The following is a 20,888-nucleotide window of genomic DNA, read 5'->3' on the forward strand; positions in this document are numbered from 1 at the left end:
CTTACCTTATTTACACGGCTGCGGAAACATGCTTGCTATTTTGAAGCAAGAAATCAACCGTTTTTCTGATAACTAGATCGTTGCTAAGACCTTCAAGAGATCCGTTGGAAGCAAACAGCTCACGAAGTTCAGCTGTTGATTTTTGGTAAGACGGTGCATATTTCTCAAGTTCCGCGTCAACTTCTTCGTCGGAAACTGTGATGTTTTCTGCAGCTGCGACAGCTTCAAGAACAAGGTTGTTACGAACACGCTTCTCAGCATCTTCTTTCATTTGTTCTTTCAATGCGCTCTCGTTTTGACCGGAGAACTGGTAGTAGATCTCAAGCGTCATGCCTTGGGAGCGAAGACGTCTTTCGAATTCTTTTACCATGATATCAAGCTCAGCTTCAACCATCGAACCTGGAATTTCAACCTCTGCGTTAGCAGCGGCTTTCTCAACAACTGCAGTTTCAAGTGCAGCCTCGGAATCTTTCTCTTTGCGCTCTTGCATACGTTTTTGAAGTTCTTCTTTGTACTCAACAAGCGTATCGAACTCACTTACGTCTTTAGCGAACTCATCATCAAGCTCAGGCAGGTTTTTGCGTTTGATATCGTGAAGTTTCACTTTAAACACAGCTGCTTTGCCTTTCAGATCTTCGGAATGATAGTTTTCAGGGAAGCTAACGTTAACTTCTTTCTCTTCGTCCTTACCAAGACCAACAAGTTGCTCTTCGAATCCTGGGATGAATGAGTTGGATCCAAGCTCAAGGGAATACTTCTCCGCTTTACCGCCTTCGAATGCCACTTCATCAACGAATCCTTCGAAATCAATGATCACGACATCGCCGTTAGCAGCTTGTCCTTCTTCAAGAACAACCAATTCAGCATGACGTTGTTGCAAACGTGCAAGCTCTTCATTCAATTCTTCTTCAGACACAGAAGCGTTAACCGCTTCTACTTCGATACCTTTGTAGTCGCCAAGCGCTACTTCAGGCTTAACTGTTACTTTAGCTTTGAATTTCAAGACTTGACCTTTACCAAATTGCTCAACATCTACTTCTGGACGATCGACAGGCTCGATTTTAACCTCTTCAATCGCTTCAACGTAAACTTCTGGCAAAATGATATCTAGTGCATCTTGATACAAGCTTTCAACACCGAATTTAGCTTCAAAGATTGAACGTGGCACTTTCCCTTTACGGAATCCTGGAACATTCACTTTCGCTGATACCTTTTTAAATGCTTTATCCAAAGCATCTGCTACACGTTCTGCCCCAACTTCAACTTCAAGAACGCCAACGTTCTTCTCTATTTTTTCCCAACTTGCTTTCATTTTATGCCTTCCCCTCCAAAAATGTACCATGACATATATTTTTCACGTTAAGCTCATTATAACCATTCTATTATACCATATAACATTTTCATTTCAAGCGAGCTTTGTTCTTAGCCAGGATCCGGGCTAAATTGCTTTACAAAAGCAGTTAGCACGTTGTGCGCGCGCTTCCACTGCAGCGTCATCGCATCCACGATTCCATAAGTTTCTAACAGCTCTTCTCGATCAACCGTACCAAACAATTTGTCTTGCAAAATCGCATGCAGCGCTGAGGCCCATACATCTACCGCGCTTTCTTCTGCCCTTAGCAGCTCCGTGTAAATCGAGGTGCCATAGGCATAGGCAAGAAACTCCTGCCAAGTCTGAGTCGCAAAGTAAACAAAGTCAGGTTGGCTTATTTCACTAATGTCCCCGACTCTGCGAATCATATCACGAATCCGCAATGGAAAATCCTCCGCTGTAAGCGGCGTCTCATCGATTTCGACGAGAACTGTTCGGCCATTCTTCGGAAACTCAATTAAGCCGTGCTCTCCCATTTGCTTAAGCGTCTGTAACGCTTTGAATTGAAGATGAGGATGTCTAGGCCTTTCGCAAAGCCATGTCTTCACAAATTCGCTCACATCAGATTGCTCAATAAAAGCAAGCTGCTCCAATGCGCTTACTTGTTCCTCTAGTGAACCTTCTTGCAGCATGTTTTGAAGCTTCATCACAAAAGCACCATCATCCGAAGCTGATTTCTCATGGATATACTGGCGCAATAGGGCAGACTCTTCCTCCGAATCCTCTTCTACTGTCACGGATGACGAGAACATCGTTTCCGGAAACATGGTGAGCAGCCAGTGCCGCAGGGCTTCCCATTGATCAGACTTATTCGCATCGACATTAGGAAATTGCAGCAAAAAAGTAAGTATCTCCAGTGCTTCTTTATACTGCTCGGAGCGTAACAACTTCATTAGCTCGTCTTCATAGAACTGTTCTGTTTTAGGAAAAAGGATGACATTGTTGGGCGTAGGATCTGATATAGGGATCACCTCTGTTCGTGTGTCTCGCTTGTGCCAGTTTACTCCATCATTCAAATGAATGCAAAAATATTTAAAAATGATGTTGACTCACATTTTACGTTGTGATATATTAACTCTTGCTTCGCCAAACGGATCTCGTCCAGGCGGTAAGAAGTGTCATAGGTCTCAGTAGCTCAGCTGGATAGAGCACACGCCTTCTAAGCGTGCGGTCGGGGGTTCGAATCCCTCCTGGGACGTAAATTTCAAAACAAAAGACCGCGCAATTGCGCGGTCTTTGTTTGTTATAGACTTATTGATACAATTTCTAACATCGGTATTAACCTTCGATTCTTTTAACAAGATGTAATCCTCATCATTTCGTTTATGTTGCTGAATCCACATTGTTGCTTCCACATCACTTGGCCAAGCTCTGTCCCCCAAATTAGATATTCCTTATGGAATTTTATCTCCTAGGGCTGTGAGGAATATGTTGTAATTCCGCCGCAAATTTTGTCGAATATCCACGTTTTTTAGGCTAGAATATGATATAGCACATGTTAACAACTCAGAATTAGCTAAGTTACTTATAAACTTAGAGGAGAGAACCGGATGCAAGCCACAACGAAACAACAATTAGAAATTTTAACATCTATACAAAGCCATTTAGCTATGATTATGTTTGACACGAGCGGCTATGTAACATGGGCAAATTCACTCTTCACTTCTGCCATAGGGTATACGGTGGAAGAAATTATTGGCTTCCATCATAGCAAGTTTTGTTTGCCTGAATTTGCGTCCAGTTCAGCCTATGATAATCTTTGGAAAGAACTACGCAAAGGCAGGGCCTTTCAAGATAAAATTATTCGGGTTGCAAATGATGGAAGAAGGCTTATTTTAGAAGCAACTTACATGCCGATCTATAGCGATGGCCACGTGGATGCGATCATCAAGATCGCTACAGATGTTACGAGTCGTGAAACTGTCCTACAACAGAGTACAGCCGAATTGAAAGCCATGGTAGAGAAGATTACCGCCAACACAGAGGAAGTATTAGAAGCTTCGAAAGTGATCGTTACGCATATGTCAGAGATGAGCAGAGAATCTTCTACAGTTGAGAAGCAAGTCAAGAGTATCCAAACCGTAACCACAATTGTCAAAGAAATTGCTTCTCAGTCCCACCTATTGGGCCTGAATGCCGCACTTGAAGCTGCTCGTGCAGGCGAGCTTGGACGAGGTTTTGAGGTGGTTGCAAATGAAATCAGGAAAATGGCAGGTTCTAGTAAACAATCTGCTGAAGACATATCCGATCAGTTAACTAATATATCGACTTCGGTATCAACGATGATTCAAAGCATTGAGGATATTACAAAGCAAATTTCCATCAACTCCAATTCTATTGAACAATTAAAGAAAGCATATGATCATATCGCTTCGACAACGGAACATTTGGCATCCTCTATTTAAATGATTTACATGCCACAACCCAGTCTTGCCAACAACTGCTTCTATTAATGGAAAAGCACCCCGCTGCTTGTGCAACAAGGGTGCTGCTAGGATTGTTAATTTAGTTAGCTTACACGGACGGCCTATTTGGCTGATGATGTCCAGGCTCCGTTGAATCGAGATTCGACTGAATACGGGATGATTGCTTCGAGTGATCGATCGCACTTTGTGTTTTCTGCATCATACTTTTCTTTTTACCCATGGTAAGCAACTCCTTCTATTTATAGAATGAACGCCACCTTAGTATGGAGGGTTTCCTTACTGACTATGCTGGGTATCGTTTCCTTCACTCTTGCATCAAGCTGGAGAATAACAAAGAGCCTGTAGGGATGCCCCTACAGGCTCTTGCTCATGCCAAACGACGTTAGTGCATCTTATGAGGCAAATTCTTGCCTGTCTGACCATCACCTTGTGTCCTTTTATTCTTCTCGGCTTTCCTCTGCTTCTCATGCAGCTTGCTAATGAAATGACTATCCATGAGCACTCGCCTCCTGAAGAAAGAATGGCATTACCCTAAATAGAATGTCACGAAAGGTCCGTATTTAATCGCATTGCCAAATTTATTATTGCTGCCCTGATTTCCACATCGGACTGTACTTTTTCATACAAAGATTCAAAAGTTGCTCGATTTCGGATAAATTCAGGCTCAGTTTTTATTGCCGTTTGCGTCCAATTAATCAGTACATTCTCAGCCTGTACCAATTCGTTGTAGGCGCGATGCAAGCCAACCTTTTCAATAATTTCTTCCATTTCAGCTTGACCCAATTCTACGCCATCTTGTTTTGCATTTTCAATTCGAATATCTGCTTGCGCGCTAATTTGTAAAAAGTGCTCTTTCGATGCTAAATAATCAACCTGAGCTCTTGAATATTTTATTCCCATTGTCATCACCTTTGTTTATTTATTGGCAGTTCTTGAATTTGATAGTAACAGCCTCGTCAACAAAACACAAAAACCACGATCTGCTTACTTTGGTCCTATTCTGGACAGACATTTAATACCTTCCATTCGCATACCCTTTATCATTATGCTCTCTTCAAAAGAAAGGAAGGAACGTCTATGTGCGGAATAACGGGTTGGATAGATTGGCGGAAAGACTTGACCGGGTACCCGTCCATTCTAGAAAATATGACGGAAACGCTCCAACTGCGCGGACCTGATGCTTCAGGTACCTGGATTTCACAGCATTGTGCCCTCGGACATCGACGTCTAAGTGTTATGGATCCTGAGAATGGCGCTCAGCCCATGGTCCGTAAACAAGGCGACTATACGTATACCATCGTATATAATGGCGAACTCTATAATGCCCCAGAGTTAAAAAAAGAACTCGAGCTTCGCGGCCATCAATTTCGAACAACGTGTGATACCGAAGTGCTGCTGGTCGCTTTTATAGAGTGGGGAAAAGCATGTATAGACCGTCTGAACGGCATCTTTGCTTTCGCGGCTTGGAATGACCAAGAGCAGTCACTGACCCTCGTTCGTGACAGACTCGGCGTTAAGCCTCTTTTTTATTCCCATCAGGATAGTGTATTATTATTCGGCTCTGAACCAAAAGCCATTCTAGCTCACCCTGATTTCAAAGCAGAGGTTGGTGCCGAGGGCTTTGCAGAAATATTCGCTGTCGGACCGGCTAGAACGCCTGGACATGGGATTTATCGCAACATGTCTGAGCTGAAGCCAGGTCAATTTGCTATTTTTGATCGGAATGGCTTATCCATTCGAACGTATTGGAAGCTCGAGAGCCATCAGCATCCTGATGATATCGCCGGTACAGCTGCGCATGTTGGACAATTGTTGAATGATACGGCAGAGCGCCAATTAGTTTCAGACGTCCCCATCTGTACACTCCTCTCAGGAGGACTAGATTCTAGCGCCCTCACTGCGCTCGCTGCGACGCATTACAAGAATAGCGGGCAAGGACCGCTTCATACCTTCTCCGTGGACTACAAGGATAACGATAAGCATTTCAAAGCGAACCTGTTCCAACCGAACTCAGACGCCCCTTGGATCAAAAGGATGACTGAGCATTTGGGAACCGAGCATCATTACATTGAATTTGATACGCCAGAGCTTGTGGAATCTCTGAAGACAGCCGTGATCGCCCGCGATACACCGGGCATGGCCGATGTCGACGGGTCTCTCTATTTATTTTGCCGAGAAATCAAAAAGGAAGCTACGGTCGCAATCTCAGGAGAAGCGGCTGACGAAATATTCGGTGGATACCCTTGGTTCCACAATACAGATGCACTAGAAGCGAACACGTTCCCGTGGTCACTTAAGTTAGCCAATCGGGTCGACCTGCTCGCCCCAGACTTCGTCGATTGGATTAAACCTGTCGAATACGTCAGTAATCGATACCAACAAGCCTTAAGCGAGGTACCACGCTTAGCCGGGGAAACGAAGCAGCAGAATCGGATGCGAGAAATGTCCTATTTGAATATCACACGTTTCATGCCTACGTTACTTGATCGTAAAGACCGCATGAGTATGGCCGTTGGCCTTGAGGTACGCGTCCCCTTCTGTGATCACCGTCTGGTTGAATACGTGTGGAACATTCCTTGGGAAATTAAAACATCCGGAGACAGAGAAAAGGGCATACTACGTCAAGCATTACGAGGTGTATTACCTGAAGATGTGCTGACGAGGAAGAAAAGTCCATATCCGAAAACACACAACCCGAATTATTTAACTGCCGTAAGAAAATGGGTATTAGAAATTCTGGATGATCCTTCATCCCCAATCTTGCCTTTTATAGATGTCAAAAAGATTCGCGCACTCGCCAGCTCCGAGTCCAATGATTTCGACCTCCCTTGGTTCGGTCAGTTGATGACAGGTCCTCAGTTATTCGCTTATTTAGCTCAAGTGGATATGTGGCTAAGAACTTATAAGATCTCGATCCGATAAATGAGATTGCATAGAAAATAAGAAAGACCTGCGTCCACGCATTCACGTGGTTGCAGGTCTTTCTGTGTTTTAGTTCGTTTGATCAGGAAGTTGATCCAAAAACATACGCAAAGCTTTGGCACGATGACTCATTTCATTCTTCTCTTCCATCGTCAACTCAGCCATCGTTCGACCCAGTGATGGAATGTAGAATAGAGGATCGTAACCAAATCCGCTTTCACCACGCTGCTCATGAATAATAAAGCCTTGGCAGACATCCTCCGCTTCGATCACTTCATTCGCAACGGGATCAATTAAACTAAGTGCACAAACAAAGGAAGCCTCACTAAGTAATGGAGGGTGGCCATCCCCGGCACTCAGCTCGATCCGATCTTCCAACTCATGCAAAGCTTGAAGTAGTCTGGCATTATTGTCAGCATCCGTTGCGTTTTCTCCCGCGTAGCGAGCCGAATATACACCTGGATCACCGCCTAGTGCCGTAACACATAAACCAGAATCATCAGCAAGTACAGGTACATGAAGATGGGCAGAGATGATTTGCGCCTTGATCCGTGCATTCTCTGCGAAAGTCTTCCCACTCTCAACGATTTCCGGTAAATCCGAGTAATCCGCTAAACTTCGAACCTTATATCCTTTAGCTCCGAAAAGCTTAGCGAACTCTTTCACTTTACCTTCGTTACGCGTTGCGATGACAACAAAATTACTTTGTAGCCGCATGCCCAGCACCTCGAATACGATCTGCGATCGGCCCTAGCACACCGGCTTGTACGTCGATCATGGTGTTAATCCCCGCTTCTGCTAGCGCCAGCAATTCATCAAGCTCTTTACGGGAAAAAGGGGCATCCTCGCCCGTTCCTTGAACTTCAACGAACTGACCTTGTCCCGTCATCACGACGTTCATATCCACTTTTGCTTTAGAATCCTCTTCATAATTAAGATCCAACTTCGGGATATCCCCAATAACGCCAACACTGACAGCAGCGAGGAAGTCGTTGATTGGGAACTTGGCTAGGTTTTTATCATTAGCAAGCTTATTGATGGCAAAAGCCATCGCTACAAATGCACCCGTAATGGAAGCTGTACGCGTACCGCCATCTGCTTGAATCACATCGCAGTCCAGCGTAATGGATCTTTCACCTAGTGCTTCCAAGCTGACTACCGAACGTAGTGCTCGACCGATAAGACGTTGAATTTCCATCGTACGTCCACCGAGCTTACCTTTTGCCGCTTCACGCTGATTTCGAACTTGCGTCGCCCGCGGCAGCATCGAGTACTCCGCTGTAACCCAGCCTTTCCCTTGACCTTTCATAAAAGGAGGAACACGATCTTCGACCGTTGCTGTACAAATGACTTTCGTATCCCCGACCTCAATGAGGACCGAGCCTTCTGCGTGTTTTATATAATGAGGGGTTATTTGCATAGGTCGCAGTTCTTGATCCGTTCTTCCACCAATTCTCATAAATGTCTTTCTCCTCCTGTAGCTACATCAAAAGCTCTAATCCTTACGCCCCATTGTAACAAACTCATCAAGGAAAAGCATCCTAACACTAGTGAATATGGAAAAAACCGAAAAACCACCAGGGATTCCGTCGTTTAAGAACGTTGGAATCACCTGGTGGAACGTTAGTTATCAATATGATTAAAGCTTGATCGCAGGATTAATATGCGCAGGTCTCAGGACAGGCTTACTGTAGTTTTGATTATCTGTAGACGTAATTTTCACAGCGCCATCCACCTTAATTTGCACTTGTTTAAACGTGGTGTTCTCCGTTAAAGACAAGATGACCGATTGCAACGCATCCGCTGAAGCTTTCTGATCCGTACCCAGCAGCTTGTTGGAGAAGTCTACGGTGATTAAACCCTCGCCTGGCTTAATGCTCTTCAACTCTGTTGTAGCATTGAGGACAGCAGCAAGTCCCTTCTTCTGATCTGGACCTTTAATCAATTGCTCGACAACAGCCTTCGCAACATCGTCCGTTCTCTTTATAAGACGAGTCACAGGGACATAATATTTGTAATTTTGATCATTTTGATTAAGGAAATAGAGAGTAACCGGTGTAGCTTGACCAAATTCGGTATCTTCTGCTTTCTCCAGATTGATCCCCATCGTGCGCGCTAATGGTGCATCCAGTGGTGTTCGACCCTTCGGCATTTCTTTCAAGTCCTTGCCATCTACACGCAGCTGAACCTTATCGATCGTAGGGAAGTTCGTCAAGTTCCACGTGATAGCCTCAAGGAGCTTGCGTTCATCTTTCACATCATAGTTGAGGAATTCTTTCGAGAAATCAACCGTAGCACTTTTGTCTGATTTTACATTTAAACTAATGACCTTAGTCCCCTTCGGTAGAAGCGCTTGAAAACCTGAAGGCAGCTGACTCGTTTCTGGTCCGCCATCCACCATGTACTCTAATGTTGTCTTAGCAACTGAGACTGTCTTCGGCAACGCTAGACTTAATGGTGTCACGAAGCCTTTGGCATCTTTCACATACACCGTCATTTGTGACGTAATATCTTCAGACATGTCGACGGTAACCGCAGCTGAAGTCGTCTTCACATCTACGTCTGTACCCGCCCCAGGAGGTGCATCGATGTCACTCTTCTTTCCACTGCCCAAAATCGAACATCCTGTGGTCAGTAGAACAATCACCCCCGCTAAAGCGGCTGAACGAATCCAATGTTGATGTTTCATTTGCTTATTTCCTCCTTCGATTTTTGCTATTCGCATGGCCTGTACGATGCTTTTTTCGTATTACTATGTATACGGGGCTTTGTCCGATTTATAACTACTTTTTGTCCACCTTTTTATCAATCACAAAAAAACATAATAACGAAGGGAATTATCACCAATCTTCGTCAATTCGAACTCATATGCTATACTGAATACCAGCCTAATAAATGCAATAACTACTTTCTGATATTCGATCAAGGAGGTCTTATTATGAGAACATTTTTGAAGGAAAAGACCCTCATTTTCAATGAATTCCGAGAAGAGGTTTTCAGTCATTATCCACAAGCTGTCATTGAGGAAGCTGTAGCTAGATTGCTTGTTGAAATAAAAGGCATCAAGAAAATCCCCACCGACTTGATCACAACCACGCTGCTCGGGGTATTAAGTAAGACCGAAACATTCAACGTCATGTCTACCCTCATGGAGCTTCAAAAAAAGGTGAAACATGATGCTGAGCTGCTAGCTAGCATGAAAGATCCTGCCTATAACGTTCATCGAACAATTGCGATGTCCATTTGCGGATTATACGGGAGCGGTGCGATCTCACTATTCGGTTTCATCGACTGCAAATTCCGCTTCTTTTTTCCGACGAAGAGACCTAAATCCTTCATCTCCAAGGGGATTTGTGCGATTGTCGCTTCAACCGCAAGTGTCATTATTTCGGATAGCGTGAAGATGGATTACTCCAAACGTAATCTGCAAATGCTTGAGGCACGAGGTGTTCTTCTGGATGATATGGTCGAGATCCTTGACCAGTTGCAACGTCCTTACAATCCTGATATGCCACGCAGTCTCTGTGAAGAGCATATTCTGGCGGTACTTCGCAAACAGCAAACCTTTCATGCGCTCCAACTCGCGATCAAAATTGATACCGCTGTCGAAGCCAAAGAATTCAACCCGCAATACAATCATATTGTGGGGATGGACGAAGGACTTTTCGGCGTCGATGAAAGCATCGCAACTGCCGTCCCTCTCATGTACGGGACCATAGCGCTCACGAATTTCGGCTATCTCGACAAAGCCAAAATTGGTATTATCGAGGAACTCGACAGTGATCACGCAGATGGTAAATGCAATACGTTTATCGATGATATGGTCTGTGGGATTGTAGCGGCAGCTTGTGGTCGGTTAGCGCATAACCATACGCCGACGTATAGTAAGCCGTTGAAGTAAGAGATTGATACGATAGTGTGCGCTTAGAAACAAATGACTTGTTGAAAGTGCGAAAGGGAACGTAGGGGCGCTATTCGGTGAAAATCGGGGTAAGTGCAGGTGTTGAGGAACGTAGGGGCGCTATTTAGATGAAATATGGTGTTTTGGCATCAATTTGAGGGAAATAAGGGATATACGTTCCCCCTTCTGGGTAAAAGTGGCTGTTCTGGGGCAAATAGAGGCTCTGGGTTCCCCCTCGTTAGATCATAGAAAAAGCGCTAACCATGTTGCCACGGTTAGCGCTTTTTTCATTATTTGGATATCGCGACGTAGAACACGCGATCTGCTTGCGGATCCACCTGCTGGATGCGGCCTTCGGCCTCCAGCAGGATCAAGTGCGCGATCGTCTCCGACAGCGCGAATCGCATCTGGTGCACGCTCAGCCGGTCGCCGAACGTCGCCCGGCACACCTCATAAGCGCTCAGCGGCGCGCTTAGCTGCCCTTCCATGAGCGCGAGCCGCTCATGGTGATGGCGCACGAGCTCCTCTGCGCGCGCGCCAAAGCCCTGCCAAGGCTCCCGGTGCCCCGGGTAAGCCATCACAACCGGCAGCCTGCTGATCTCCTGCAGGCTGCTTAGATACGCGCCGAGCGGGTTTTCTTCCACCTGCGGGAGGAAGGAAACGTTCGGCGATATTTGCGGCAGGACGTGGTCGCCGCAAAACATCACCTGCGCCTCAGCGTCGTAGAAGACGAGATGCCCCGCGGCATGGCCGGGGGTCTCGATGGCTTCATAGACGCGGTCGCCGAGGCGCACAGGCCCTTCACGCAGCAGGGTAACCTGCGGCTGCGGGGAGACCAGATCGACGAAGCTCACCATGTGCTTCGTCATCTCGATCAGCCCGGCTTCAGGGAAGCCATGCCGGGCGAAAAGCTCGAGGAGCAGCGGAGACATCGGCTGCTCCGGTCCCCACAGGAGCTGCACCTGCGCGTATCCGGTCTCCGATAGGAGAACCGGCGCGCCCGTGCGCTCCTGGAACCAACCGGCCATCCCATAGTGGTCGGGATGGTGGTGGGTGAGCACGATTTGTTCCACGTGCTCATATCCGATCCCTTGCTCCTGGAGCACTTGCTCCCAGAGCGCCTCCGCTTCCGGCGTATGCAGTCCCGGATCGATCACTGTGTAACCTTTGCTGCCCCGAATCAGGTAAGCATTCACCCAACGCAAAGGGAATGGCAGCGGTACCTTCACTTGCGTAATTTCATCTGTATGTAGGGTCACGACGTTCATATCCCGGTAGTCATCCTTCCTTTTGTCCAACAAAAATCATCCGACTCGACGTTTCTGGTGAGTAAGCCTGACCTTCATAGTCACCATAGACATGATCAATATGCAGTCCAGCTTTGGCCAGCATCGCCTCAAACTCTGGACGCTCGTACAACTTCACCTGCTCCAAATAGTGCCGGTCTGGTTCACCTGCTTGCGAAATCACAATGCGCTTGCGCACACAACCGTCTTCGATCGTTCTCGTCTCACGAATAGTCAAATCCCCTTCCTCCCGTTCAGATTGCGCGACCAAATTCGCCTTCACATACACGGGATTCAGAAAATCAACAATGAATCGACCCTCCTCTTTTAACAATCGATGCATCTCATGAAGCACTTTCTCATTCTGCTCATCTTCATCAAAATAGCCAAAAGACGTAAACAAATTCACTACTGCATCAAACGGCTCACTTAACGGCACATCCCGCATATCACCGTGAATCCATTTCACTTGCGCTTCTCCGCCCAGCTTCACAGCTTCCTGAAGCAGCACTTCCGACAAATCAACGCCAGTTACGGTATAACCAAGCTCCGAAAGCGCCAACGAATGCCGCCCCATCCCACAGCAGAGATCCAAAAGACGAGCCCCTTGCTTAAGCTCCAACCAGTTCATCATTTTTTTCACTTCCGTGTAAGCGCCCTGCATGTCTCTATGTTTATAAACAAGTAAATAGTCATTGCCAAAACTTTCTTGGTACCACGCCATCTTTTCAACACCTTCAGCTTTGTGATTAATTTCTATGATAAAAATGTTATAAGAGCAGCCTTTGTTTCATGATCCGCAAACCCTCTTGCGCTTCTTCCTTGCTAAAATTCCCAGCCTTCAATTGCTCGTCCTCAACCAGAAGCAACTTTTCGTAAAAGAGAAGACCCTGCTTCGGCAGCTCCGATTTCTCCGGATGATCCTCCATATAATGAAACAAAACATCTTCAACCTTCGCATAATTGCTTTGTTTCTCATAATGTAAAAATAGCTGCCTCTGCATCCCTTCTGGAATCTCCCAGCCTTGAAGATGATTCAGACTTGCAACCATTCGAGGGGCAATTTCATCATTAACCTCATCCTCAGGCTCAACTTCATCCGACAAAGACAAATGCAAAAGTAAATCCAAGGACTTCAGGTGCGCCCAATAGGCCTCCCTATCTTCCTCATGCTGCTTCAACAGCTCACCATGCCCCACAAACATATCACTAATGACTAACGCCTTCGCCGTATCAATGCTCCCTTGGTAGGATAGCAATTCCAGAATATCCTTACTGGACAAAGACTGGAGGGAACGAATATTCAAACCCAATAAATGACGACTTGCTTCATCTAACTGTCTCTGCGCATCTTCAATCGGGATATGTTCCTTGTTAAAAAGAATCCGATGCAGCACCACCGTCAATTGTTCAATCTGTCGCATCAAATAATCACGCCTGAACATCCGAAGCAGCCCCTTTTGGTTACAAATACACCTTAATTCAGCTTACCACGCCTAGCGCTGAAACTCAAAAATACATTCCGCCTATTTTTCACATATACCGCACCATTGACAGCAGCCCTTCATAAACTAATTTTGACTGTATCCCTTAACCTTGTAATTCCCAATACCCGAGCAAGGAGGGGTGACACACATCCATGGGCAGCGACCACAAAAACAAATTTTTACTTACGAACCGCGAACGCGAAGTATTCGAACTCTTAGTGCAGGACAAAACGACAAAGGATATCGCACAGCAGCTTTTCATAAGTGAAAAGACTGTGAGGAATCATATATCGAACGTCATGCAAAAGCTGAACGTAAAGGGTCGTTCACAAGCGGTTGTAGAACTGATTAAGCTTGGGGAATTAAAGATCTGATTCCGTCAGCAAAGGGATCCATGCAAGCCACCCACCCTCCAATGGAGGGAAACGGGGGCTTTTATGTTTGTTATCCAACCTCCGACCCCTCACACGAATAACTGGATTTTGTACATCTAAATTCACCCATAACGTGCTGAAATTGAATTTAGATGGATTTTATGTAGTTATATTTGCTCAGTTTAGCATTATCGAGTTAAATGAGATAAATTAACTGCACATTTTCCATTTAATTGGAATTTTCATCGATTTTCTCTCGAGATAGCTGTATATAATCCATTTAATGTGTCTGAGGAAGTTTGTGGTGGCTGGTTGCGGTAGTTGAGATCGGCTAAGTGCAATTTGCTGGGAACTGGTACAGATTGGGGGCTTCGAGTTTCGTGATTTTCGGGGTTCGGGTTGAGGTTGAGGTTGAGGTTGGCTGAGTGCTTGTTACTGAGTACGGGTTGGTGGTTGGTGGTTAACGAAGTTGCGGGTTACGGGGTTGAAGTTGTCCCCTCCAACCCAAACCCCCCAGTCGAATTCCAACTGGGGGGGCCATCTATCTATTCAACTCGCTCAACCTTCACTGCGCAAATCTTAAACTCCGGCATCCGACTCGTTGGGTCCAAGGCGTCATTCGTCAACACGTTGATCGAATGCTCGTCGCCCCAATGGAAAGGCACGAAGACGGTACGAGGTTGAATCCCCTCCGTGACCTTGACTTGGAAAACAAGGGAGCCACGCCGGCTGGTGATCCGGATTTTTTGCTCCACGCTTAGGCCGATTCGCTGGGCCAAAGACGGATGAATTTCGGCAACCGGAACGGGTGCCTTCTTATTGAGAGCTTCGGTGCGGCGCGTCTGCGCACCGCTTAAATAGTGGTTGGCCAGACGGCCCGTTGTGAGAACGAACGGAAAGTCGTTATCAATGGGCTCTGCAGGCATTTTCGGCTGTATGCCGAATATTAGGGCTTTCCCATCCGCATGATGAAAACGATCTTGGAATAATTGCGGTGTTCCCGGATGGTCAATTGACCCACAAGGCCAGAAGATCCCCTTCTCTTTTTGCAACCGTTCATAGGTGATGCCGCTATAATCGGCTTTGCCACCTGCGGTAGCTGCGGCGAGTTCACGAAACACATCTTCAATACCCGCATATTGAAAGTAGGTGCCCCGTCCTAGCGCATCAGCCAGTTCACTGATAATATGATAGTCGAGCTTGCAACTCCCCGGCAGCTCCATGGCTTTCCTCCGATGGAACACACGCCCCTCTAGGTTGGTCATGGTCCCCTCCGCTTCAGCGAAGGATGAACCAGGCAACAAATAATGCGCATACCGTGCCGTTTCGGTCTCGAACATGTCTACGACCACGAGTAAGTCTAGCTTTTGTAAGGCACGCTCTACCATCTTGTTATTCGGGCTAGAAACTAGTGGATTGGAGCCCAGCACGATTAATGCTTTAATTTCACCTTCATCGATTTTCTGCAGCAATTCATAGGCGGAAACACCTTTGCCAGGCAGCTCACTTGGATCAATGCCCCAAATTTTCGCCACATGCTCACGCGCAGCAGGATCTTCGATCAAGCGATAGCCTGGGAGCTGGTCTGCTTTTTGCCCATGCTCGCGACCACCTTGGCCGTTCGCTTGACCAGTCACAGCGCCATAGCCGCAGCCTGAACGCCCTATTTTACCCGTGAGCAGTGCTAGGTTAATGTAATTGAGTGTATTCTCAACCCCATTGACTTGCTGCTCCAAACCTCTTGCTGTTAGTACGATCCCCCTCTCCGCTTTGGCGAAGCCACGTGCGATTGTACGAATCACCGCTTCAAGTACGCCTGTTAGATATTCAACGCGAGCTGGTGTAAATGATTTGACCGCTTCCTTCACTTGTTCGAAGCCACTCGTACGTGATTGAATGAACTTGTGATCAACGAGGTTTTCCTCAATCATCACATGTAGAAGTCCATTAATGAACACGGAGTCGAAACCAGGTTGAAGTCTCACATGAATATCTGCCGTCTTGGAGGTCATCGTATTGCGTGGATCGATGGTGACGATCACGGCGCCTTTTTTCTTTGCTTCTAATAGATAAGGCATCATCGTAGGCTGACACTCCGCAATATTCGTGCCCGCTAGAATGATATATTTGGCATTAGGAATTTCCGATAAAGGCATCGTCATCCCACGATCGATACCGAAAGCTTTATTACTCGCAGCCGCAGCTGATGACATACAATAACGACCGTTATAATCGATATATTTGGACCTAAGTGCCACACGCGTAAACTTACCCAGTAAGTAACTTACTTCGTTCGTCAACGATCCGCCGCCATATACACCGATGGCATCACGCCCATGTTCAGCCTGCAACGCGGTAATCCGCTTCGCAATATCTGAATAGGCATGCGCCCAGGACACAGTCTGCCATTGCCCTACTCTTGCAGCTTCCCTATGAAGCGGCTCCAGAATTCGTTCCGAATGAACGACATGCTCCAAAGCATTCAAGCCTTTTTGACATAAACGGCCTGTTGCAACTGGAAAATTCGCGCTCGGCTTAATCGTTAAACCTTCTGTCTTTTCACTCGGTAGTATCTCCAATCCACACTGCATACTGCAAAAGCAACAATGGGAGGAGGGCTGTTCATCCGATAATGTGACCAGATCTGTTTTCAATGCTCCCACCCCCGCAGATCAAGCTCTCTTGATAGGTATATATAGGTTATATAAGGACTAACAAGCCATTTCATTACTAATCGGAAATCCAATAAAAACCGTCCCATCATCCACTTTAGTCAAATACGTTTTCACGCAGCCAGTATCAGGCGCTTGCACGAGTCCGGAAGGCAAATGGATCTTGCGATCATGCATAGGGCAGAACACATGGTCATCACAGACGATGCCTTCGGCAAGAACGCCCTCTTTATGCGGACAACGATTCTGAATCGCTTGAAGCTTACCGTTTTTCATTTTGAATAAGGCAACCTCTTCTCCTTGATATCGAATCGTCTTCCCCGTATTAACAGCTAAATCCTCATAGGAAACGGCTTGCACCCAAATCATTTGCTCATTTTGTGTTATCATTTTCTCTGCTCCTCCCTATTTATCTCTCTATTTCTACTTCAGCTCAACAACTTCATAGAGGTCACGTTGGATTTTCTTACTATCGATGGCTTGCTTCCATGGATCTTGTGTCACGGATAGCGCCAAATCCATTCGTTCACACAATTGCTTTCGCTCCGCCTCATTCTCAACAACCTCACGGATACGATCAATGCCTAGACGATGTACCCACTCACTCGTACGCTCGCCATATTTCCCTGTTTCGCGGTAGTATTGCAGATACGCTTCTGTATATTCGATGATCTCTTCTTCGGTCTTCACCGTGCTCATCAAATCACCCACGCGGACTTTTACGCCACCGTTACCTCCTGCATACAATTCCCAGCCACCATCGACGGATACGACACCCAAATCCTTAATTCCTGATTCCGCACAATTTCGCGGACAACCCGATACGGCTAGCTTCACTTTGGCTGGTGTATTCAAGCGTTCAAAACGCTTCTCCAACTCGATACCAACACCCATCGCATCTCCCGTACCGAAACGGCAGAAGGTTTCGCCGACACATGTTTTAACGGTCCGTAAGGCCTTCCCATAGGCATACCCTGATGGCATATCCAACGCTTCCCACATGGCGGTCAAGTCTTCTTTTTTCACACCTAGCAAGTCGAGCCGTTGCCCTCCAGTAAATTTCACGGTGGGTACGTTGAATTGTTCAGCTACTTCTGCGATACGTTTGAGCTCTGTTGGATTGGTGACACCGCCATAAATCCGTGGGACAACGGAGTACGTACCGTCCTTTTGAATATTGGCATGCATACGTTCATTGACGAAGCGAGACGTGCTGTCATCTTTATACGTTTCAGGGCTAATCATGCCCAAATAATAATTAAGTGCTGGACGGCATTTGGAGCAGCCTTCTTCATTTTTCCATTCAAGTACATTCATCACTTCACGAACATGAGATAGTCCTTTTTCCCGAATCGCCGTAACGACTTCATCACGTGTATGTGTTGTACAGCCGCAAATCGTTTCTTTCGCTGCGTTTTTATCATAAGAAGCACCTAGGGTGAAAGCTAACAGATCACTGACCAATGGCTTACAACCACCACAGGAGCGAGATGCCGTTGTACAATTCTTCACTTCATCAACTGTCGTTAAGCCCTGATCCTTAATGGCCGAACAAATCGTCCCTTTCGTTACGCCGTTACAACCGCAGATAATCGCGTCATCCTTCATCTCTGCAACCCCGGACGCAGCTCCGCCACCACCAGAGGAATCCGTTAATATGGCTGTTTTTCCCATACCGCTAATATCTGTTTCTTCCCGAATCATTTGCATAAGTCGCGTACCATCCGCTGTATCACCAAAGAGCACGGCACCGATAATTTTATTTTCTTTAATAACGACTTTCTTATAAACCCCTGTGAATTCATCGTGAATTCGAATCGCTTTGGTTCCTTCAGCATCAACGAATTGACCGCCTGAGAAAACATCAACACCAGATACTTTGAGCTTCGTGTACAAAATAGAGCCTTCATACGGGCCGGTTTCTACGCCAGCTAAATGCTTCGCCAGTACGGCACCTTGCTCATAGAGCGGTGCTACTAGACCATACGCAATACCTCGGTGCATCGCACATTCACCAACGGCGTACACATTCGGAACACTTGTTTGCAAGTAATCATTCACAATGATACCTGGATTACACTCGACGCTAGCTTCTTTCGCAAGCGCTACATTAGGACGGATACCTACCGCCATGACGATTAGATCAGCTTCAGCAATCGTGCCATCCTTGAATTTGAGACCTGTTACGCGTTTGCCGCCAATAATTTCGACCGATTGCTTCTCAAGCAAGAAGTTAATCCCTTGCTCTTCGAGTGCAGCTTGCAGCATTTTGGAAGCGGTGCGATCCAGTTGTCGTTCCATAATGGTATCTCCGATATGAACGACATCGACTTTCATACCGAGATTGAGGAAGCCTCGTGCAGCTTCTAAGCCTAGCAAACCGCCGCCGATGACAATCGCTTTCTTGTACTTTTTAGCCGACTCAATCATAATTTCACAATCACGGATCGTTCTGTAGGCCATGACGCCTTCTTTGTCTGCACCTGGCATAGGAATCATGAATGGATTAGAACCTGTTGCCAAAATTAATTTATCATAGGAAACGGTCAGGCCTTTATCGCTCGTAACAGTTTGGGACAGTGTGTCGATGCCTGTGATGGTTTGATTCGTATATAAGGTAATATTATTGTTCGTATACCATTCATAAGGGTGGATCACGATATCTTCCACTTTGGAATCGCCGGAGAGCACATAGGACAACAAGATTCTATTGTAGTTGGGATGCGGTTCACTACCGAAAATCGTAACCTCATATTTATCTGGTGCCAGTTTCAGTAAATGTTCAACGGCATTAACACCCGCCATTCCGTTTCCGACCAGGACTAGCTTCTCTTTTTTGACTGTCATTGTGATCATCCTTCCATCCATTTACTATGGCATTCAATTAAATTCGAGTAGTTGTAAAAGTTGTAAAAAGGGTCATTTAGGAGCACAGCTCCCAAATGACCAATTTGGGATATGGAGCTTGAGCAGTTCGATTGCACTGCAAAGACGCTAGTCGTAACGTCTTTGCCCATACAGCCTGATGAGCAGGCTGCATGAGCAAAAACCTTACTGGGTGTGCCGCTGACCAAGTAGAATCAGCGGGCGTCCCCGGTCCATGTTAAGCTTGAACCGTATCCATGCTGGAAGGTGCTGCTTTTACTTTACCGCCTTCGCCAATCCACGTACGCTTCCATTGCCCTTGAACAACCGCAATAATGATGATACAGCAGATAGCAATTCCACTGAGAATCAGGAAGCCTGGTGTAAAAGAACCTGTGGATAGTTTCAGGTTTCCAAGAATTTTAGGCAAGAAGTAACCCCCTAATCCCCCTGCTGCTCCAACAATTCCGGTCATCACACCAATCTCCGCTTTGAAACGCTGTGGCACGAGTTGGAATACCGAACCATTCCCCATACCGAAAGCCATCATAGCAACGAAGAGCATGACAGTCGTCAATGAAAGTGCAGGAAGCGTCGAGATACCCGCCATCATTAATCCAACAACTCCGTAGAGAACCATTAACATGCGAATTCCGCCAATCTTATCTGCGAGCCATCCACCAACGGGACGGAAGAAGCTGCCCCCGATGACACAAAGAGTTGTAAAGTCTGCAGCACGTACAGGCGAAAGTCCATATTGTGTATTAAAGAAAATCGTAAGATAAGATGCCATTCCTACAAAACCACCGAAAGTTACACTGTAGAAAATACAGAACAACCACGAATCCTTTTGCTTCAATACTTTACCGTACTCTTTAATCGTTTTTGGTGCTGGTTTATTCGGACTATCCTTTGCCAAAATGCTAAATATGACCAGCGTTATCGCGATTGGAATCATGGCAATTCCGAAAACAACGTGCCAGTCTCCATAATGTTGTGCTAAACGATTTGCAAACAAGGTAGCGAAGATCGTTCCACTATTTCCTGCCCCTGCAATCCCCATTGCTAATCCTTGATACTGGGGCGGATACCAGCTGCTAGCGAGCGGCAATGCTGCAGCAAAACTTGCTCCTGCGATACCTAGCATCAAAGCTACGAAATACATATCTCCCATCGTGTTAGCGAACTGCCATCCCCAGAATAAGGGAATTAAGGTTAGCGAAAGTCCAATCTGTCCTGTTCGTTTAGGGCCAATTTTATCCGTTAGTACACCAAGTACTAATCGTAGGAACGCCCCCCCTAACGTTGGTAAAGCAACCAAATTTGCTTTCTGTGCGGCATCCAACCCAAAATCTTTGGCAAGGATGACTGCTAGCGGTCCAAGAAGCACCCACACCATGAAGCTCATATCAAAATACAAGAATGAACTGAATAAAGACCCCTTGTGCCCCACTTGCATAAAACTTTTCCGATCTACCATGTAATCCCTCTCCTTTTACGAGGCTTTTCGCCTTCTTTTTGTCCTATCTTACCTTGTTTGATTATACATTGACAGAAAAGGCCGACAAACATCCCCTATCATT

General features: G+C 46.1%; 19 protein-coding genes and 1 tRNA gene. 5 read left to right on the top strand and 15 right to left on the bottom strand.

All coding sequences use genetic code 11. From position 1 onward, the window contains the following. Nucleotides 1-10 precede the first annotated feature (10 nt). Nucleotides 11-1,312 (bottom strand): trigger factor, encoded by a 1,302-nt coding sequence (gene tig, locus GC096_RS11765; RefSeq protein ID WP_171630419.1) that lies wholly within the window; start codon nt 1,310-1,312, stop codon nt 11-13. A 110-nt stretch (nt 1,313-1,422) separates the two neighbouring features. Further along, a complete protein-coding gene (locus GC096_RS11770) occupies nt 1,423-2,265 on the bottom strand; it encodes a hypothetical protein (protein WP_171630420.1) in 843 nt (280 codons plus the stop codon). A 231-nt stretch (nt 2,266-2,496) separates the two neighbouring features. On the opposite strand from GC096_RS11770, the gene GC096_RS11775 reads away from it, so the two are divergent. Together GC096_RS11775 and GC096_RS11780 are read left to right on the top strand one after the other, a co-directional pair. Then, a tRNA-Arg gene (locus GC096_RS11775) sits at nt 2,497-2,570 on the top strand. A 352-nt stretch (nt 2,571-2,922) separates the two neighbouring features. Next, nucleotides 2,923-3,777, top strand: a complete 855-nt coding sequence (locus tag GC096_RS11780) for a methyl-accepting chemotaxis protein (RefSeq protein WP_171630421.1) — start codon at nt 2,923-2,925, stop codon at nt 3,775-3,777. Nucleotides 3,778-3,886: 109 nt separating this feature from the next. Here the strand turns inward: GC096_RS11780 and GC096_RS39075 are convergent, their stop codons facing one another. The 3 genes from GC096_RS39075 to GC096_RS11790 all read right to left on the bottom strand — a co-directional run bounded on the left by GC096_RS39075 (nt 3,887) and on the right by GC096_RS11790 (nt 4,698). After that, nucleotides 3,887-4,018, bottom strand: a complete 132-nt coding sequence (locus GC096_RS39075) for a hypothetical protein (RefSeq protein ID WP_268796183.1) — start codon at nt 4,016-4,018, stop codon at nt 3,887-3,889. A gap of 162 nt (nt 4,019-4,180) precedes the next feature. Then, nucleotides 4,181-4,294: a DUF4023 family protein gene (locus GC096_RS11785; RefSeq protein WP_082593271.1), complete on the bottom strand. Its 114-nt coding sequence runs from the start codon at nt 4,292-4,294 to the stop codon at nt 4,181-4,183. 47 nt (nt 4,295-4,341) lie between these two features. After that, nucleotides 4,342-4,698: a hypothetical protein gene (locus GC096_RS11790; protein ID WP_171630422.1), complete on the bottom strand. Its 357-nt coding sequence runs from the start codon at nt 4,696-4,698 to the stop codon at nt 4,342-4,344. A 177-nt stretch (nt 4,699-4,875) separates the two neighbouring features. Here GC096_RS11790 and asnB point away from each other — a divergent pair, with 177 nt between their 5' ends. Continuing rightward, nucleotides 4,876-6,720 (top strand): asparagine synthase (glutamine-hydrolyzing), encoded by a 1,845-nt coding sequence (gene asnB, locus GC096_RS11795; protein ID WP_171630423.1) that lies wholly within the window; start codon nt 4,876-4,878, stop codon nt 6,718-6,720. A gap of 69 nt (nt 6,721-6,789) precedes the next feature. Here asnB and GC096_RS11800 read toward each other — a convergent pair whose 3' ends face one another. The 3 genes from GC096_RS11800 to GC096_RS11810 form a co-directional block, all read right to left on the bottom strand. Further along, the gene (locus GC096_RS11800; RefSeq protein WP_171630424.1) at nt 6,790-7,437 is read right to left on the bottom strand and encodes an XTP/dITP diphosphatase; all 648 of its coding nucleotides are present in this window, start codon (nt 7,435-7,437) and stop codon (nt 6,790-6,792) included. Beyond that, nucleotides 7,421-8,179 (bottom strand): ribonuclease PH, encoded by a 759-nt coding sequence (rph, locus tag GC096_RS11805; protein ID WP_171630425.1) that lies wholly within the window; start codon nt 8,177-8,179, stop codon nt 7,421-7,423. Before rph ends, GC096_RS11800 begins: the two co-directional genes overlap by 17 nt. A 180-nt stretch (nt 8,180-8,359) precedes the next feature. Beyond that, nucleotides 8,360-9,409, bottom strand: a complete 1,050-nt coding sequence (locus GC096_RS11810) for a GerMN domain-containing protein (RefSeq protein WP_171630426.1) — start codon at nt 9,407-9,409, stop codon at nt 8,360-8,362. 249 nt (nt 9,410-9,658) lie between these two features. Between GC096_RS11810 and GC096_RS11815 the strand changes: the two genes are divergently transcribed. Continuing rightward, on the top strand, nt 9,659-10,621 hold the full coding sequence (locus GC096_RS11815; RefSeq protein ID WP_056610274.1) for a phosphatidylglycerophosphatase A family protein: 963 nt from the start codon (nt 9,659-9,661) through the stop codon (nt 10,619-10,621). A 290-nt stretch (nt 10,622-10,911) separates the two neighbouring features. Here the strand turns inward: GC096_RS11815 and GC096_RS11820 are convergent, their stop codons facing one another. Genes GC096_RS11820 through GC096_RS11830 form a run of 3 tightly spaced genes read right to left on the bottom strand, consistent with a single transcriptional unit; the run spans nt 10,912 to nt 13,352 of the window. Next, entirely contained in the window at nt 10,912-11,889 is a 978-nt protein-coding gene (locus GC096_RS11820) for an MBL fold metallo-hydrolase (RefSeq protein WP_171630427.1), read from the bottom strand. 10 nt (nt 11,890-11,899) lie between these two features. Beyond that, nucleotides 11,900-12,631 (bottom strand): class I SAM-dependent methyltransferase, encoded by a 732-nt coding sequence (locus tag GC096_RS11825; protein ID WP_171630428.1) that lies wholly within the window; start codon nt 12,629-12,631, stop codon nt 11,900-11,902. A gap of 46 nt (nt 12,632-12,677) precedes the next feature. Beyond that, nucleotides 12,678-13,352, bottom strand: coding sequence for a DUF6483 family protein (locus tag GC096_RS11830; RefSeq protein ID WP_171630429.1), 675 nt, complete (start codon nt 13,350-13,352; stop codon nt 12,678-12,680). A 194-nt stretch (nt 13,353-13,546) separates the two neighbouring features. Between GC096_RS11830 and GC096_RS11835 the strand changes: the two genes are divergently transcribed. Next, nucleotides 13,547-13,768, top strand: a complete 222-nt coding sequence (locus tag GC096_RS11835; RefSeq protein WP_028556998.1) for a helix-turn-helix domain-containing protein — start codon at nt 13,547-13,549, stop codon at nt 13,766-13,768. 545 nt (nt 13,769-14,313) lie between these two features. Here the strand turns inward: GC096_RS11835 and GC096_RS11840 are convergent. The 4 genes from GC096_RS11840 to GC096_RS11855 form a co-directional block, all read right to left on the bottom strand. Then, nucleotides 14,314-16,431, bottom strand: a complete 2,118-nt coding sequence (locus GC096_RS11840; RefSeq protein WP_376769494.1) for a molybdopterin oxidoreductase family protein — start codon at nt 16,429-16,431, stop codon at nt 14,314-14,316. Nucleotides 16,432-16,479: 48 nt separating this feature from the next. After that, nucleotides 16,480-16,830, bottom strand: coding sequence for a nitrite reductase small subunit NirD (gene nirD / locus GC096_RS11845; RefSeq protein WP_171630430.1), 351 nt, complete (start codon nt 16,828-16,830; stop codon nt 16,480-16,482). Nucleotides 16,831-16,863: 33 nt separating this feature from the next. Continuing rightward, nucleotides 16,864-19,287, bottom strand: coding sequence for a nitrite reductase large subunit NirB (gene nirB / locus GC096_RS11850; RefSeq protein ID WP_171630431.1), 2,424 nt, complete (start codon nt 19,285-19,287; stop codon nt 16,864-16,866). A gap of 256 nt (nt 19,288-19,543) precedes the next feature. Beyond that, nucleotides 19,544-20,785, bottom strand: a complete 1,242-nt coding sequence (locus tag GC096_RS11855) for a nitrate/nitrite transporter (protein WP_171630432.1) — start codon at nt 20,783-20,785, stop codon at nt 19,544-19,546. Between the last annotated feature and the right edge of the window lie 103 nt (nt 20,786-20,888).

The organism is Paenibacillus plantarum, from assembly GCF_013141695.1.
In the GTDB taxonomy this organism is placed as follows: domain Bacteria; phylum Bacillota; class Bacilli; order Paenibacillales; family NBRC-103111; genus Paenibacillus_E; species Paenibacillus_E plantarum.

Excerpts from the sequence above, each read along its gene's own strand:
- GC096_RS11835 (WP_028556998.1), top strand. The coding sequence starts at position 13,547 with ATGGGCAGCGACCACAAAAACAAATTTTTACTTACGAACCGCGAACGC.
- nirB (WP_171630431.1), bottom strand. The coding sequence starts at position 19,287 with ATGACAGTCAAAAAAGAGAAGCTAGTCCTGGTCGGAAACGGAATGGCG.
- GC096_RS11780 (WP_171630421.1), top strand. The coding sequence starts at position 2,923 with ATGCAAGCCACAACGAAACAACAATTAGAAATTTTAACATCTATACAA.
- GC096_RS11855 (WP_171630432.1), bottom strand. The coding sequence starts at position 20,785 with ATGGTAGATCGGAAAAGTTTTATGCAAGTGGGGCACAAGGGGTCTTTA.
- nirD (WP_171630430.1), bottom strand. The coding sequence starts at position 16,830 with ATGATAACACAAAATGAGCAAATGATTTGGGTGCAAGCCGTTTCCTAT.
- rph (WP_171630425.1), bottom strand. The coding sequence starts at position 8,179 with ATGAGAATTGGTGGAAGAACGGATCAAGAACTGCGACCTATGCAAATA.
- asnB (WP_171630423.1), top strand. The coding sequence starts at position 4,876 with ATGTGCGGAATAACGGGTTGGATAGATTGGCGGAAAGACTTGACCGGG.
- GC096_RS11830 (WP_171630429.1), bottom strand. The coding sequence starts at position 13,352 with ATGTTCAGGCGTGATTATTTGATGCGACAGATTGAACAATTGACGGTG.
- GC096_RS39075 (WP_268796183.1), bottom strand. The coding sequence starts at position 4,018 with ATGGGTAAAAAGAAAAGTATGATGCAGAAAACACAAAGTGCGATCGAT.
- GC096_RS11790 (WP_171630422.1), bottom strand. The coding sequence starts at position 4,698 with ATGGGAATAAAATATTCAAGAGCTCAGGTTGATTATTTAGCATCGAAA.
- GC096_RS11820 (WP_171630427.1), bottom strand. The coding sequence starts at position 11,889 with ATGAACGTCGTGACCCTACATACAGATGAAATTACGCAAGTGAAGGTA.
- GC096_RS11785 (WP_082593271.1), bottom strand. The coding sequence starts at position 4,294 with ATGGATAGTCATTTCATTAGCAAGCTGCATGAGAAGCAGAGGAAAGCC.
- tig (WP_171630419.1), bottom strand. The coding sequence starts at position 1,312 with ATGAAAGCAAGTTGGGAAAAAATAGAGAAGAACGTTGGCGTTCTTGAA.
- GC096_RS11810 (WP_171630426.1), bottom strand. The coding sequence starts at position 9,409 with ATGAAACATCAACATTGGATTCGTTCAGCCGCTTTAGCGGGGGTGATT.
- GC096_RS11800 (WP_171630424.1), bottom strand. The coding sequence starts at position 7,437 with ATGCGGCTACAAAGTAATTTTGTTGTCATCGCAACGCGTAACGAAGGT.
- GC096_RS11815 (WP_056610274.1), top strand. The coding sequence starts at position 9,659 with ATGAGAACATTTTTGAAGGAAAAGACCCTCATTTTCAATGAATTCCGA.
- GC096_RS11770 (WP_171630420.1), bottom strand. The coding sequence starts at position 2,265 with ATGAAGTTGTTACGCTCCGAGCAGTATAAAGAAGCACTGGAGATACTT.
- GC096_RS11825 (WP_171630428.1), bottom strand. The coding sequence starts at position 12,631 with ATGGCGTGGTACCAAGAAAGTTTTGGCAATGACTATTTACTTGTTTAT.